The sequence below is a fragment of the Microvirga sp. KLBC 81 genome (genome assembly GCF_003075415.1).
GTDB lineage: Bacteria > Pseudomonadota > Alphaproteobacteria > Rhizobiales > Beijerinckiaceae > Microvirga.
In genome coordinates this window covers 1-13622 of sequence record NZ_QDAH01000109.1, presented here as the reverse complement: position 1 = coordinate 13622, position 13622 = coordinate 1, and the positions used below count along the sequence as shown (strand labels likewise).

Annotated in this window: 15 protein-coding genes; 10 read left to right on the top strand and 5 right to left on the bottom strand. The window is 61.6% G+C overall.

Going from position 1 to position 13622, the window contains the following annotated elements; genetic code table 11:
* From DC522_RS29995 to DC522_RS29980, 4 genes are all read right to left on the bottom strand, one after another.
* The coding region (locus DC522_RS29995; RefSeq protein WP_245444689.1) for a transposase at window positions 1-344 on the bottom strand (344 nt) is incomplete at its 3' end.
* A 95-nt stretch (window positions 345-439) separates the two neighbouring features.
* Window positions 440-1108: a bifunctional 2-polyprenyl-6-hydroxyphenol methylase/3-demethylubiquinol 3-O-methyltransferase UbiG gene (locus tag DC522_RS29990; protein WP_116532151.1), complete on the bottom strand. Its 669-nt coding sequence runs from the start codon at window positions 1106-1108 to the stop codon at window positions 440-442.
* Window positions 1109-1350: 242 nt separating this feature from the next.
* Entirely contained in the window at window positions 1351-2019 is a 669-nt protein-coding gene (locus tag DC522_RS29985; protein WP_116532150.1) for a hemolysin III family protein, read from the bottom strand.
* Window positions 2020-2196: 177 nt separating this feature from the next.
* Window positions 2197-2424, bottom strand: coding sequence for a hypothetical protein (locus DC522_RS29980; RefSeq protein WP_116532149.1), 228 nt, complete (start codon window positions 2422-2424; stop codon window positions 2197-2199).
* A 366-nt stretch (window positions 2425-2790) separates the two neighbouring features.
* Here DC522_RS29980 and DC522_RS29975 point away from each other — a divergent pair, with 366 nt between their 5' ends.
* From DC522_RS29975 to DC522_RS29960, 4 genes are read left to right on the top strand one after another with little or no spacing between them, the layout of a single operon-like run.
* Window positions 2791-3687, top strand: coding sequence for a metal ABC transporter substrate-binding protein (locus DC522_RS29975; protein WP_116532148.1), 897 nt, complete (start codon window positions 2791-2793; stop codon window positions 3685-3687).
* Window positions 3684-4619 (top strand): manganese/iron ABC transporter ATP-binding protein, encoded by a 936-nt coding sequence (locus DC522_RS29970; protein WP_116532147.1) that lies wholly within the window; start codon window positions 3684-3686, stop codon window positions 4617-4619. The genes DC522_RS29975 and DC522_RS29970 overlap by 4 nt, the downstream gene beginning before the upstream one ends.
* Entirely contained in the window at window positions 4603-5460 is an 858-nt protein-coding gene (locus DC522_RS29965) for a metal ABC transporter permease (protein WP_116532146.1), read from the top strand. The genes DC522_RS29970 and DC522_RS29965 overlap by 17 nt, the downstream gene beginning before the upstream one ends.
* Complete coding sequence (locus tag DC522_RS29960; protein ID WP_116532145.1) at window positions 5457-6305, top strand: metal ABC transporter permease; 849 nt, start codon at window positions 5457-5459, stop codon at window positions 6303-6305. Before DC522_RS29965 ends, DC522_RS29960 begins: the two co-directional genes overlap by 4 nt.
* 243 nt (window positions 6306-6548) lie before the next feature.
* Here DC522_RS29960 and DC522_RS29955 read toward each other — a convergent pair whose 3' ends face one another.
* Window positions 6549-7181: a GntR family transcriptional regulator gene (locus DC522_RS29955; RefSeq protein ID WP_116532144.1), complete on the bottom strand. Its 633-nt coding sequence runs from the start codon at window positions 7179-7181 to the stop codon at window positions 6549-6551.
* A gap of 155 nt (window positions 7182-7336) precedes the next feature.
* Between DC522_RS29955 and bioB the strand changes: the two genes are divergently transcribed.
* The 6 genes from bioB to DC522_RS29925 all read left to right on the top strand — a co-directional run bounded on the left by bioB (window position 7337) and on the right by DC522_RS29925 (window position 13589).
* Window positions 7337-8329: a biotin synthase BioB gene (gene bioB / locus DC522_RS29950; RefSeq protein ID WP_116532143.1), complete on the top strand. Its 993-nt coding sequence runs from the start codon at window positions 7337-7339 to the stop codon at window positions 8327-8329.
* Window positions 8326-9471, top strand: coding sequence for an 8-amino-7-oxononanoate synthase (locus tag DC522_RS29945; protein WP_116532142.1), 1146 nt, complete (start codon window positions 8326-8328; stop codon window positions 9469-9471). The genes bioB and DC522_RS29945 overlap by 4 nt, the downstream gene beginning before the upstream one ends.
* Entirely contained in the window at window positions 9468-10106 is a 639-nt protein-coding gene (gene bioD, locus DC522_RS29940) for a dethiobiotin synthase (RefSeq protein WP_116532141.1), read from the top strand. Before DC522_RS29945 ends, bioD begins: the two co-directional genes overlap by 4 nt.
* A complete protein-coding gene (locus DC522_RS29935; protein WP_116532140.1) occupies window positions 10106-11383 on the top strand; it encodes an adenosylmethionine--8-amino-7-oxononanoate transaminase in 1278 nt (425 codons plus the stop codon). Before bioD ends, DC522_RS29935 begins: the two co-directional genes overlap by 1 nt.
* Complete coding sequence (locus DC522_RS29930) at window positions 11380-12372, top strand: beta-ketoacyl-ACP synthase III (RefSeq protein ID WP_116532139.1); 993 nt, start codon at window positions 11380-11382, stop codon at window positions 12370-12372. Before DC522_RS29935 ends, DC522_RS29930 begins: the two co-directional genes overlap by 4 nt.
* 737 nt (window positions 12373-13109) lie before the next feature.
* On the top strand, window positions 13110-13589 hold the full coding sequence (locus DC522_RS29925) for a hypothetical protein (RefSeq protein WP_133239411.1): 480 nt from the start codon (window positions 13110-13112) through the stop codon (window positions 13587-13589).
* Window positions 13590-13622 lie beyond the last annotated feature (33 nt).

Below are 13622 nucleotides of genomic sequence, written 5' to 3'. Positions count from 1 at the left end.
GGCATGGCTCCGTGGCTGCGGGTTAATCCCGTCCTCTTATGCTCCACCCGGGAGCACGGCCGGTCCATGCCATTAGCGGTCGCCTTCTTCAGGATCTCCCGCTCCTGGCGCAGGATCTCGTTCTCGCGCCGCAGCCGTTTCAGCTCGGCCGCCATGTCCTCCTGGCGCTCCGCGGGCGGATCGTCGATCTCGCGCTCGCGGCGACGATCAATCCAGTGGCGCAGGGTCGACAGGCCGACGCCGAGATCCGCGGCGACCTCACGCCGGCTGCGGCCGCTCGTCAGAGCAAGCCGAACGGCCTCATCCTGAAACTCTTTGGTAAAGCGTTGATAGGCTTGGGGCATGGAGATCCTCCTGGGTCATTGAAGTGCTCTCCGTTTTCCCGAAGCAAGTCCAGCCAGATGCTGCCGGCGAGGATATCATTGCGGGCAGGACAACTTTACCGAGCTGCGAACAGAGCGGCACACCCGACAATCTCCACCCTCACCTGCTCAAACCGAATGGCCAATTCACGACGCAAGGTCTCGACGCTGTCCTGCTGGTTCGAGAAGATCCCCTTCGCGTTGTAGAAGCGCATCAGCGCCCGAGCCATCCCGGAGCGCTCGACGCCCTCCGCCAGAAGAGTTGAGCCGAACACAACCCCGCCGGGAGCAAGAAACGGCTTGAGATGGTCAAAGACCACTGCCTTCTGCTCCAAGGCACCCGGCAGGCAATGAAGGAGATAATTGAGGCCAATGGAGTCAAAGGGACCTGTCTCGAGCTCAACCGGTTCAAGCACATTGGCTCGTACGATCTTGGGGGCGTAACGCTCGATGCGAGCTGAGGCCCGCTCGAGGCAGACTGGATTGAGGTCGAGCAAGGTGATGTCGGCCCTGTCTGTTGGAAACCGGCAGTGGTCGAGAAACCAGCCTGTGCCGACACCAACATCCAGATGCCTGTCGGATATATACTCATTATAGTGACCGAAAAGGCGTCTGGTCGGGCACTTCCAGATCAGCGCGTTGGACAGGCCGAGCACTACCACATCGTAAAGATCGAGCGTCCGTCGGGTGTAGACAGCTTGTCCGGCCATGACCGCCGCGCCAACTCGGTCCTGCTGAGTTCTCATCGCGTTCCTCTCATCTGAGTGTCAACAAGTGTGCAGCCGCGAGATCATTGAGTGACATACCGGATCGGAGCGCGCAATTGCGGTCCATGGCTCGCCCAGCGCTGGGTAAACGTCTTGCGTCTTGTTTTTTGGACAGTCTTGGCGCAGTCCGTTTTGGATCAGCAATAGACCCTCAGCGTACTGACTTTAAGCCAGTACGGCAAACGGACACTCAAGATGAACCAGAGACTCCAGCCCGTTCGTCATGCGTCCGGTGCCATTACAAACGAGGAGAGCACAGCACCGTAGTGGCATGCAGTCGCCATCAGTACGAAAGTGTGCCAGATCGCGTTTTGAAAGCGGAGGCTATCCCACACATGGAAGAGCACGCCGGCAGTGTAAAGCAACGCGCCGGCTCCAAGCAGCCAGAGCGTTGTGCTCGGGAGTGCGAAAATGTGATCCCACAGGACAATCCCGCTCCAGCCGAGCAGGAGGTAGAGCCCGATCGACAGCCGATCGAAGCGCCCAGGCAGCGCGATCTTGAGAATGATCCCGACCAGAGAGGTTGCCCAGACAACAATCATGAGAACCAGCGGCATGATTGCGCCACTCATGCGCGTGAGGAATGGCGTATAGGTGCCTGCAATCAGGACATAGATTGCAGCATGGTCGAAGCGGCGAAGCCACCATTTCACAGGCGAGATCGGCCACATGTTGTAGGCTGCCGAGATCACCAGCGCCGCTATCATAGCGACGCTATAGATCAGCACTGGGATTAGGTCCAAAGGCGATGAGTTGGGCAGTATCGCAGCCACAAGCACTGCAACGGCACCAAGTCCAAGAACGAGGCCGAGTCCATGGATGATACCATCGGCCCAAAGTTCAGCACGATCATACTCAAAACGCCCGACGGCCGGTCTTTGCAAACCCATTCTCCTTAAACATCTTGACGCGTGTACCAGCCTAGTGAGGCAAGAGTAGGCCGGACGTGGCCGCGGTGACATCTGAGCGCGGGCCTGCCCCCCTGGCACACTCGGAACACCAACTTGGACGCGACCGCCCAGATCGCGTAGAAATTTCCACCCGCTCCGCACTTTGACAGCGAGACATCAAACGTCATTCGCAGGCTCAAACACTCGATATTCGACGATCACTGGATCCGGCAAATCGTCGAGTCGAGCCGCGTAGGCCTCATCGTCTTCACCGGCCTTTTGAGGGTAGCGTCCTGTTTTGAGCAGGAACTTCAACGCAACTTCGACTGAGCAGCCGTGGTGCTCTGCAAACTCTCGCACCAAAGCCATCGTATGGACGTCGATCCTCTGATGGGTCTCGATCATCGGGCCTATGCTCCGCACCTAGGTCGTTGCTGAAAGCAAGTATGATGGACTTCCACGTGGGCAGCTAGTCCGCCTTTCAACGCCTGCGCGTCAATGAGCCCGAATCTGAGGCATGGTACCACGCTCCCGGTAGATCTACCGTCCCAATAGCGAAGGCATGGCTGGAGCCAACGCGATCTATTCAGTGCGGTGTTGTCCTATCTGGACGCTCCCAGCCCCACACTTTCTCATGCTCCCTTTGCACGTTCGCCGGCGTCCGGTTCCTGAACAGGGCCTTCTTGGGCCTCCAAATGCCACTTCGCCCCACTGGCGTGTTGCAAATGATTTGCAATTGCATTAACTGCCTAGATGGCTACTGGAGAGATGATGATGAAGTTCGCTGCCCTTTTGTTCGGCCTTGCAACCCTGGGCTTCGCCGTCGCGTCGCCGGCTCAGGCCGCCGATGACAGGTTTAAGGTCGTCACGACCTTCACGATCATCGCCGATATGGCCCAGAACGTGGCCGGCGACGCGGCCATTGTGGAGTCGATCACCAAGCCTGGAGCGGAGATCCACAATTACCAGCCGACGCCCGGCGACATTCTGCGGGCGCAGGATGCTAAGCTCATCCTGTGGAACGGCCTCAATCTCGAACTCTGGTTCGAGAAGTTCCTCCGCAATTTGAAGGAGGTTCCCAGCGTCGTCGTGTCCGAGGGTGTGAAGCCGATGGGGATCCAGGAGGGCCCCTACACGGGCAAGCCCAATCCTCATGCCTGGATGTCCCCCAGTGACGCCCTCATCTATGTCGACAACATCCGCGACGCGCTCGTCAAACACGACCCCAGGAATACTGAGACCTACCGGGCTAACGCGGAGGCCTACAAGGCGAAGATCCAGGCGACTGTCGCCCCGATCCGGTCGACCCTGGCGGCGATCCCCGAGCAGCGGCGCTGGCTCGTGACCAGCGAGGGCGCGTTCAGCTATCTCGCCCGCGACTTCGGCCTGAAGGAGCTTTATCTCTGGCCGATCAACGCCGACCAGCAGGGCACGCCGCGGCAGGTGCGCAAGGTTATCGATGCGGTGCGCGCCAACGCCATCCCGGCTGTGTTCTCGGAGAGCACCGTCTCGCCCGATCCGGCCAAGCAGGTCGCCCGCGAGACCGGCGCCAAGTACGGGGGCATCCTCTATGTCGATTCCCTGAGCGACGCCTCGGGTCCGGTGCCGACCTATCTCGATCTCCTGCGCGTCACCTCGGAGACCATTGCCAAGGGGCTCACCGAATGAACGCTCCCCTGCAAAGAGGCGGTCCTTATTCCGGTTCTGCGGTTGCGGGTCTCACCGTGAGCGGCGCAACGGTCACCTACCGCAATGGTCATACGGCCCTTCGCGACGTGAGCTTTGCGATCCCGCGCAGCACCATCACGGCCCTCGTCGGGGTCAACGGCAGCGGCAAGTCGACCCTGTTCAAAGCCGTCATGGGCTTTGTCCCCGTCTCGCCCGGAACGATCTCGATCCTCGGCGGATCCGTTGCCCAGGCACTCAAGAGCAGTGTCGTCGCCTACGTGCCCCAGAGCGAGGATGTCGACTGGAACTTCCCCGTTCTGGTCGAGGACGTGGTGATGATGGGCCGCTATGGCCACATGAACCTGCTGCGCCTGCCCCGGCGCCAGGATCGCGAAGCCGTGGACGCGGCGCTGGAACGCGTCGGGATGGCGACCTTCCGGAAGCGCCAGATCGGCGAGCTCTCGGGCGGCCAGAAAAAGCGGGTCTTCCTGGCGCGGGCGCTGGCCCAGGACGCCCATGTCATTCTCCTTGACGAGCCGTTCACCGGAGTCGACGTCACGACGGAGGAAGCCATCGTCGCGCTGCTGCGCGGGCTTCGCGACGAAGGCCGGGTGATCCTGGTCTCGACGCACAATCTCGGCAGCGTGCCCGAATTCTGCGACCGCGCGGTTCTGCTGAACCGGACCGTGCTCGCCGCAGGGCTGACGGAGGAGGTGTTCACGCAGGCCAATCTGGAAAAAGCGTTCGGCGGCGTGCTCCGGCACTTCGTATTTGACGCCAGTCTTCGCGCCGGGGTCTCTTCGGTGGACGTCATCTCCGACGACGAGCGGCCGCTGGTCATCTACGGCGACAAGGCCTCGGATGAAGCCAAGGATGCAACCGCCACCGCGCCGTCACAGGGAGCAAGCACGCCCGATGCCCCAGCTCCTTGAGCCGTTTTTCTACGACTACATGATCAACGCCATGTGGGTGAGCGCCCTCGTCGGGGCGGTCTGCGCCTTTCTCTCCGCCTACCTGATGCTCAAGGGCTGGTCGTTGATCGGCGATGCGCTCTCGCACTCCATCGTCCCGGGCGTCGCCGGCGCCTACATGCTCGGCCTGCCCTTCTCCGTCGGGGCTTTCCTCTCGGGCGGACTGGCGGCCGGCGCCATGCTCTTCCTGAACCAGCGCACGAAGCTCAAGGAAGACGCCATCATCGGGCTGATCTTCACCTCGTTCTTCGGGCTCGGGCTGTTCATGGTGTCGCTGTCACCCACCTCCGTGAACATCCAGACGATTGTCCTCGGCAACATTTTGGCGGTCACGCCTGAAGATACGCTGCAGCTCGTCATCATTGCGGGCGTGTCTCTCGCCATTCTGCTGGTGAAGTGGAAAGACCTTCTCGTCACCTTCTTTGACGAGAACCATGCCCGCTCGGTTGGCCTCAATCCCACGGCTCTGAAAGTCCTGTTCGTCACCCTGCTCAGCGCCTGCACGGTCGCAGCGCTGCAGACGGTCGGCGCCTTCCTGGTGATCGCGATGGTGGTGACGCCCGGCGCCACGGCCTATCTCCTGACCGACCGCTTCCCGCGACTGATCATGATCAGCGTGGCGGTCGGCGCGCTCTCAAGCGGCATCGGCGCCTATCTCAGCTATTTCCTCGATGGCGCCACCGGCGGCATCATCATCGTCCTGCAGACGCTGGTCTTCCTGACCGCGTTCTTCCTGGCGCCCAAGCATGGGCTGCTCGCCGCCCGCCGGCGCATGCGGATGGCATCGGGAATGAGTCCATGATCAGCCTGCTCGACACGCTTGCCCCGCCCTTCGCCTTTCCGTTCATGCGCGAAGCCCTCGTGATCGCCATGCTCGTCGCGGTGCCGACGTCATTGCTGTCGTGCTTCCTGGTGCTCAAGGGCTGGTCACTGATGGGAGACGCAATCTCGCATGCGGTGCTGCCCGGTGTCGTCCTGTCCTACATCGCAGGCCTGCCCCTGGCGGTAGGAGCGTTCGTGTCCGGCATGATCTGCGCGCTCGCCACCGGCTATCTGAAGGAGAACAGCCGCATCAAGGAGGATACGGTCATGGGCATCGTGTTCTCCGGCATGTTCGGCCTTGGCATCGTGCTCTACACCAAGGTCGAGACGGAGGTGCATCTCGACCACATTCTCTTTGGTGACATGCTCGGCGTGGATTGGCCGGACCTTTTGCAGAGCGGGATCATCGCCGCGGTCGTGCTAGTCATCATTGCCATGAAGTGGCGGGATCTGCTGCTTCATGCCTTCGATCCGCAGCAGGCCCAGGCCATGGGCCTGCCGGTGCGGCTTTTGCACTACGGCTTTCTTTCGCTGCTCTCTCTGACGATTGTGGGGGCCCTCGCCTCAACCGGCATCATCCTGACCATCGCCCTGCTGATCATGCCGGGCGCCGTGGCGTTTCTGCTGACGAAGCGGTTCGGAACGATGCTGGTCGTGTCGGCGCTGGTCGCCGTGGCGGCATCATTCGCCGGCGTCTATCTCAGCTTTTTCATCGACAGCGCCCCCGCTCCGACCATTGTGCTGCTCATGGCCGTCACCTTCCTTGCGGCATTCATTTTCCAGCATCGGTTCGGCCTTCGTGGCGGTATCCATGCCGCAGAGTGACGATCACATTGGGGCAGTTCGCTCGCTGCCAAGGAAAACGCAGAATTCTGGCTTAGCAACCGGCCGAGCAATCCACCAAGGTTCTGTCGCAAACCCGGAATGGAGCCGCAAGATAGGAGCATCTCGGTCGTCATTCATGCGACAGAACCGACAGATTTGGTTTATATCTCAGATCATAAGGCAGAAGCCCTGATCGAGAGTTCCCGTGACATCCCCTAGCTAAGTGCAGACTTTCAGCACCCGCTAGTGATCCGCCTCGCCGGTTCCCGTCGCGCGCTCCAGGCCGCGAATGTGCGCTTGGAGGAGTGTCGTTGCCTTTCCGAACTCGCGCTTTCTCAACGCGCCAAAGATTTGCCAATGTGCGAGGCTTGAGCCCGGCTGCCAGCCAGCAGAACGGGTTGCGGAAAAAATGATGCGGGAATTGGCCAGCTGAAGGTCATCCAGCATGGACAGCAGCCTGGGCATCGCGCAAGGGGCGACGAGTTCGCGGTGGAATGTTCGATTGGCTTGCTCCCATTCGGTCATGGTCTGAGCCTGATCCCCGGCGACGAGAGCCCGCTCGATCCTTTCGAAGCAAGCCGCGTTGAGCCTTGGAGCCGCGAAGGTGAGCGCCAGCGTCTCGAGGGCGGCGCGGATTTCAACGATCTCCTGCACCGATTTGGAATCCAGGGCGGCCACCCGCATCCCTCGACGCGGTTCGCTGATGACCAAGCCTTGAGCGCGAAGGCGCTGGAAGGCTTCGCGTGCGGGAACGTGACTCGCATCGAATTCTTCGGCGACGCGATCCTGACGAAGAGGAGTTCCGGGAGCGAGCTCGCCAGAGACGATCCTCTCGCCCAAAACGCGCGCAATCCGCTCCGCAATAGTCTCAGCCATGCTGTCCTCATAGATAATCTATGAAAATTTCGGGTGCATCGGTGATGATCATGCGTATAGTGCACCCAACACGATGCGCAATAGTAGATTATCTATGATTTGGCAAACTGCCCGCGCCGCAATTGCCTGGGCCGTGGTTGTCGAGAGAGGACCTGATGCCAGCACCATCGACCAATCCGCGACTGACACATGTTGAAGAGACCAGGCCTTGGACGCTCGATGGCGCTCGCGAACTCTACGCGATGCCGTTCAACGATCTTCTGTTCCGGGCCCAAACGGTGCACCGCGCGAACTTCGATCCCAACCGCGTGCAGCTCAGCAAGTTGCTCAGCATCAAGACCGGCGGATGCCCGGAAGACTGCGGCTATTGCAATCAGTCGGCGCACCACGCGACCGGACTCAAAGCGTCGAAGCTCATGGAGGTCGAGCGCGTCATCGCCGAGGCGCGCAAGGCCAAGGAGGGCGGCGCCACCCGCTATTGCATGGGAGCGGCCTGGCGCAGCCCTAAGCCGCGCGACATGGACATGGTCGTCGCCATGGTGCAGGGCGTGAAGGCGCTCGGCCTCGAAACCTGCATGACGCTCGGCATGCTGACGCCTGCGCAAGCGGAGAGGCTCGCCGATGCAGGCCTCGACTACTACAACCACAACATCGATACTTCCGAGCGCTTCTATCAGGAAATCGTCACCACGCGCCGCTTCGAGGATCGCCTCGAAACGCTGGGGCATGTTCGCCAGGCCGGCATCAAGGTCTGCTCCGGCGGCATCCTCGGCATGGGCGAGACCGCGGACGATCGCATCGACATGCTGGTGACGCTGGCGAATCTGCCTACGCCGCCAGAGAGTGTGCCGCTCAACCTGCTCATCCCCATGCCAGGGACGAAGCTAGCCGATGCGGCGCCGGTCGACTCGATCGAATTCGTCCGGAGCGTGGCGCTCGCCCGCATTCTCATGCCACGGTCCCATGTCCGGTTGAGCGCGGGACGGACGGCCATGACGGACGAGATGCAGGCCTTGTGCTTCTTCGCCGGGGCCAATTCAATCTTCGTCGGCGACACGCTGCTGACCGCCGCCAATCCGGGCGACGACCAGGATTCTACCCTGCTGCGCCGCCTCGGCCTGACGCCCGTGGCACCGGAGGCTGCATGATGCCTGACCGGCTGGCCCGCTACGAAACGAAGCTGAGGCAGCTGCAGCAGAAGGGGCGGTGGCGCGTCCTGACCGGACCGGGTGGCATCGATTTCACCTCGAACGATTATCTCGCTCTTGCCGGATCGCCGTGTCTGACCGCCGGTGCGATCGCCGCGCTCGAACGCGGTGTCCCGATCGGCGCGGGCGGATCGCGCCTTCTGCGCGGCAATCATGCGGAGCATGAAGCCCTGGAAGCCGAAGCCGCCGCGTTCTTCCGATCCGAACGGATGCTCTATTTCGGGAGCGGCTATGCGGCCAATCTCGCCGTTTTATCGATCCTGCCGCAACGCGGCGACATTGTCGTCCATGACGCGCTGGTTCATGCGAGCGCGCATGCCGGGATGGCGGCGGGGAGAGCCGAGGCTATTTCCGTGCCGCACAACAATGCGGACGCGTTCGATGACGCCATTAGCCGATGGCGCAAAGCCGGCGGAACGGGACACCCCTGGATCATCGTCGAGAGCCTCTATTCCATGGACGGCGATAAGGCGCCCTTGCCGGATTTGGCCGAACTGGCCAACCGGCACGATGGCTTTCTTGTCATCGACGAGGCTCATGCCACCGGAGTCCACGGCGCCGGGGGGCGTGGCTTGGCGGCGGAGCTGGAAGGACGTGAGAATGTCGTGGTGCTGCATACCTGCGGCAAGGCCCTCGGCGCATCCGGCGCGCTCGTCGGCGCCAGCCGGGTGCTCTGCGATTATCTCGTCAATCGGGCCAGCCCCTTCATCTATGCGACGGCGCCGTCGCCGCTGCAGGCTGCAAGTGTCCGCCAGGCGCTGAACGTCGTGGCGGCGGAGCCAGAGCGGCGGGAGAAGCTTCAGGATCTGGTCGCTTTCGCCAACAGACTCGTCGCCGATCGTCTCGGTTTTGCAGGCAGCGGCTCGCAAATTCTGCCTGTTGTCATCGGCGACAACCGCCGCGCCATGCGGATCGCCGAACGGATGCAGGCAGACGGGTTCGACATTCGCGCGATCCGTCCGCCCACGGTGCCGAAGGGCACCGCGCGCCTGCGCATTGCCATCACGCTCAACGTCGATGCTCCAACGATCGCCCGCATGGTTGAGCGATTGGCCCAAGTCATGGCGGAGGAGAGGCCATGAGCCTGCGCTTCGTCGTCACCGCCACCGACACGGGCGTCGGCAAGACGGTGTTTTCAGCCGCTCTGGCCGATGCGCTGGGCGCCTGCTACTGGAAGCCGATCCAGGCAGGTCTTGACGAAGAGACCGACAGCGAGACCGTCCGCCGGCTCGGCCGCCTTCCGCCACAGCGCATTCTTCCCGAGACCTGGCGCCTCAAGACGCCTGCTTCGCCGCATCTGGCGGCGCAAATCGACGGCCTGGCGCTCCGCCCCGAGGCACTTCACCCGCCCAAAACAACTTCGCCCCTCATCATCGAGGGCGCCGGCGGCCTGCTCGTGCCCCTGACGCAGCGCGAGGTTTTCGCGGATGTCTTCGCGCGCTGGCGGCTTCCCGTCATCCTTTGCGCCCGGACCGGGCTCGGAACGATCAATCACACGCTGCTGTCGCTCGAGGCGATGCGCCGCCGCCAGATCCCGGTCCTCGGCGTCGCCTTCATCGGTGACGCGCAACCGGACACGCAACAAATCATCGCCGAGATGGGCGGCGTCCCAAGTCTCGGCCGGCTGCCTCGGCTTGATCCGCTAACCCCTGACGCGCTGCGCGAGAGCTTCCGCAGGCATTTTGATGTGTCCCAGTTTCAGGAAAGGTGCGTGTGATGCTCCGCCTTCAGCCATCTCCGGTCTGGCGTCCCTTTACCCAGCACCTGCTCGATCCCGTTGCCAAGAGAATCGCCAGGACGGAGGGTGCCTATCTCATCGATGAGGACGGGCGCGCGATTTTCGATGCGATTTCGTCCTGGTGGGTAATCACTCACGGCCATCGTCACCCGGCCATCATGGACGCGATTCGGGTCGCTTGCGAGAGATTCGATCAAGTCATCTTCGCCGAATATACCCACGAGCCGGCGGAAGAGCTGGCGAAAGGACTGATCAGGCTCGCCCCGCCGGGCCTCGCCCATGTGTTCTTTTCCGACAGCGGTTCGACCTCAGTGGAAGTCGCCCTGAAGATGGCGTTGGGTTTCTTCTACAATGGCGGCGCTCCGCGTTCGCGCATCGTCGTCATGGAACACAGCTACCACGGCGACACCGTCGGCACGATGTCCACCGGCGCGCGCGGCGTCTTCAACGCGGCCTATGGACCGCTGCTCTTCGACGTCGACACCATTCCCTTTCCCGAACCCGGCTGCGAACAGGATACACTCGATGCATTCGAGCAATTCTGCCGCAGCGGCCAGATCGCGGCTCTGCTGGTCGAGCCGCTGGTGCTCGGCGCCGGCGGCATGCGGATGTATCCACCGCATCTGCTGACCGAGCTGAAGCGGATAGCCGAGCAGCACCAGACCCTGCTGATCGCCGATGAGGTGATGACCGGCTGGGGACGAACCGGTACACTTTTTGCGTGCGAACAGGCCGGCATCACACCGGACATCCTGTGTACGTCAAAGGGCATGACCGGAGGTGCGTTGCCGCTGGCTGCGACGCTTTGTTCGACTGAGATCTTCGACGCCCATCTGTCCCACGATCGGAGCCGGATGTTCTTCCATTCGAGCTCCTACACGGCCAACCCGATCGCCTGCGCGGCAGCGCTGGCCAATCTCGGCATCTGGCAAGATGAGCCAGTCGCGACGCGAATCGGGGCATTGGCGCGGATGCATCGGGAAAGGCTGGCACAGTTCCGGTCTGATCCGCGTTTTGTCAATGTTCGCCAAGCGGGCACCATCGCGGCGTTCGATCTCGATGTCGCGGCGTCCGGATATCTTTCCGAGGTCGGTCCACGGCTAAGAGCATTCTTTCGCCAAAGAGATCTTCTCATTCGTCCGCTCGGCAACGTCATTTATCTGATGCCTCCCTACTGCGTGACGGCCGACGATCTCGACCGGGCCTACGTCGCGATCGATGAAGCCGGCTCCACGGTCGTGACGGTCAGGCCATGACCATTTGGCGCTCAAGCCGCGCCGCCGGCTTTGGTCACCACGTGCCGGAAAGGCGCGTCGAGAATGCTGAAATCGAGACCCGCCTGGGTCTTGAATCCGGCTGGATCGAACGCCGAACCGGTATTAGGACACGGCGTTGGGCGGCTCCTGACGAAGCGCTGACCGACCTTGCGGCGAAAGCCGCCGCCGCCGCGCTCGAAGACGCGGGTATCGCGCGCCATGAGGTGGCATTGACGCTTCTTGCCACATCGACGCCAGATCATCTCTTACCGCCTTCCGCGCCCTTGCTGGCCCACCAACTCGGCTTGTCCCATTCGGCAGCCGTCGATCTCGCCGGAGCCTGCTCAGGGTTCCTCTATGCGTTGACGCTGGGCGACGGCTTTGTGAGGACACACGGCAAACCCGCCCTTATCGTGGCCGCCAATATCTTGAGCCGCCGCATCAACATGGAGGAACGGGCCAGCGCAGTCATGTTCGCGGATGCAGCTGGCGCAATCGTCCTCGCTCCATCGCGCGCGCCGAATGCCGGGATCCTTGGCGTGGATCTCGCTTCAGAGGGAAACCACTACGATCTGATCTCGATCCCTGCAGGCGGCAGCAGACGGCCGTTTGCCGCAGGCATGGATCCGCGCGAACTATTGATGACCATGCGCGATGGCAGAGCGGTGTTCACCCATGCCGTCCGCATGATGACGCAATGTTCTGTCCGGGCGATGGAGCGCGCAGGGCTCACGGCGGCGGACATTCATCGCTTCGTGCCGCACCAAGCCAATGTCCGGATTATCGATGCGGTCTGCGACCAGATCGGTCTTGCGAGCAACAAGACGGTGTGCACGATTGGGGAATTCGGAAACTCGTCAGCTGCTACCATCCCCTTGTCCCTGTCACTTGCCAACCAGGAGCGCCCCTTCGCGTCCGGCGAACGCTTGCTCTTGTCAGCCGTTGGGGCGGGCCTGACAGGTGGGGCGGTCGTCCTTGGGATCGACTAGGGCGATCGCGCTGGCGGCGCAGGGAGTTCAACCTGGATGACGGGACCTGCATCGCTTGATCGACGCGAGCGCATGGTTGCGGAGGTGCAGCCGAGGGCCTCATACTCTGCCGACGCCATGCAGCATAAAGCCCATCTCGAGTTGACGATCTGTCGGCATGGATTCGCTCCTGGTCGGGAATTCGCAGCCTGGTGCAGGATGTCATTCAAGACGCTGCCAGACACAACTGGATCATTCACCAAGCCGGACAGAACAGCAATCAACTGATCCTCCAAAGATCATAGCGGAAGGAGCAAAGATTCATCTAAAAACTGATCTTCCGGAGAAGTTCGGCTTTATAGGGAACGCGACGGCTGTATGACTGCACATGTTATTAAAGCCTGACCGGCCTCGGGACAAATAAGCGCCTTCAGCAAAACTGGCGTTGACCAGGAGCCAGCTCCTGCCTTTCCAGACGAAGAACGTTTTATCTATTGCAGTGGGAATCTCGACATGAAGCTTCTGTGTGGAGAGCCTTTCTCCTGAGCTTAAGGGGCTCCGCAAACAGACAGGCTTTTCGTGTCACGATCTTTTACAAGAATATTCTCGTTGACATGGCGAGAGGGTGAACCCAACCTGACCATGCTGTTTGAACGAACGCATCGCGCGAACAGCCGCGGTGATTTGAAGTGCACAGATTGCGCCGCGAGAACAAACGCTAAAGTGTCACGATGCGCCCGATGTGTCTCGTGATCCACATGAAGGATCGCGGTCATGATGGTCCCGTTGCTGAGTTTCGTCCTGCGGCGCTTGGCGCGTCGGGTTCGCGGCGGCCGCGACTGGTATCGCGTCTAAAAACATTCCGCCACTCCTTCCATGAAAACTCGCATCACTGCCAGTCGCATTGCTGGCGGCAGGAGACCTGCGCCACGACACATACCACGCATGTTATCGAAGTCGGTGACGTCACAGCCGGCATCGTCGTTGCCACTGAGGGTGGCCTCCGCTTCTTCGCCGCCAGTCTGACATTCAAGTCCCTCGATCTGGCGATCTTTCCCTCCATCGCGGAAGCCAGCGGGCCGCACGCAAATAAGTTCGTCAGCGTCGTGACTCAACATGAGGCCAGCATGATTACTAAAGCTCTATTGGTGACCGTTACTGCCATTGTGACCGCGCTCTTTCTCTCGGCGTTCCGTAAGCGCGCAAATCTCCGCACCTTTTCATTGATGAAGCAGTGATGGAGTCTGTGTCCGCAATGGAGACTGTGGACG

Bases quoted from the DNA above. Each gene is read 5' to 3' on its own strand.
- DC522_RS29990 (WP_116532151.1), bottom strand. From the start codon at position 1,108: ATGAGAACTCAGCAGGACCGAGTTGGCGCGGCGGTCATGGCCGGACAA.
- DC522_RS29985 (WP_116532150.1), bottom strand. From the start codon at position 2,019: ATGGGTTTGCAAAGACCGGCCGTCGGGCGTTTTGAGTATGATCGTGCT.
- DC522_RS29980 (WP_116532149.1), bottom strand. From the start codon at position 2,424: ATGATCGAGACCCATCAGAGGATCGACGTCCATACGATGGCTTTGGTG.
- DC522_RS29975 (WP_116532148.1), top strand. From the start codon at position 2,791: ATGATGAAGTTCGCTGCCCTTTTGTTCGGCCTTGCAACCCTGGGCTTC.
- DC522_RS29970 (WP_116532147.1), top strand. From the start codon at position 3,684: ATGAACGCTCCCCTGCAAAGAGGCGGTCCTTATTCCGGTTCTGCGGTT.
- DC522_RS29965 (WP_116532146.1), top strand. From the start codon at position 4,603: ATGCCCCAGCTCCTTGAGCCGTTTTTCTACGACTACATGATCAACGCC.
- DC522_RS29960 (WP_116532145.1), top strand. From the start codon at position 5,457: ATGATCAGCCTGCTCGACACGCTTGCCCCGCCCTTCGCCTTTCCGTTC.
- DC522_RS29955 (WP_116532144.1), bottom strand. From the start codon at position 7,181: ATGGCTGAGACTATTGCGGAGCGGATTGCGCGCGTTTTGGGCGAGAGG.
- bioB (WP_116532143.1), top strand. From the start codon at position 7,337: ATGCCAGCACCATCGACCAATCCGCGACTGACACATGTTGAAGAGACC.
- DC522_RS29945 (WP_116532142.1), top strand. From the start codon at position 8,326: ATGATGCCTGACCGGCTGGCCCGCTACGAAACGAAGCTGAGGCAGCTG.
- bioD (WP_116532141.1), top strand. From the start codon at position 9,468: ATGAGCCTGCGCTTCGTCGTCACCGCCACCGACACGGGCGTCGGCAAG.
- DC522_RS29935 (WP_116532140.1), top strand. From the start codon at position 10,106: ATGCTCCGCCTTCAGCCATCTCCGGTCTGGCGTCCCTTTACCCAGCAC.
- DC522_RS29930 (WP_116532139.1), top strand. From the start codon at position 11,380: ATGACCATTTGGCGCTCAAGCCGCGCCGCCGGCTTTGGTCACCACGTG.
- DC522_RS29925 (WP_133239411.1), top strand. From the start codon at position 13,110: ATGAAGGATCGCGGTCATGATGGTCCCGTTGCTGAGTTTCGTCCTGCG.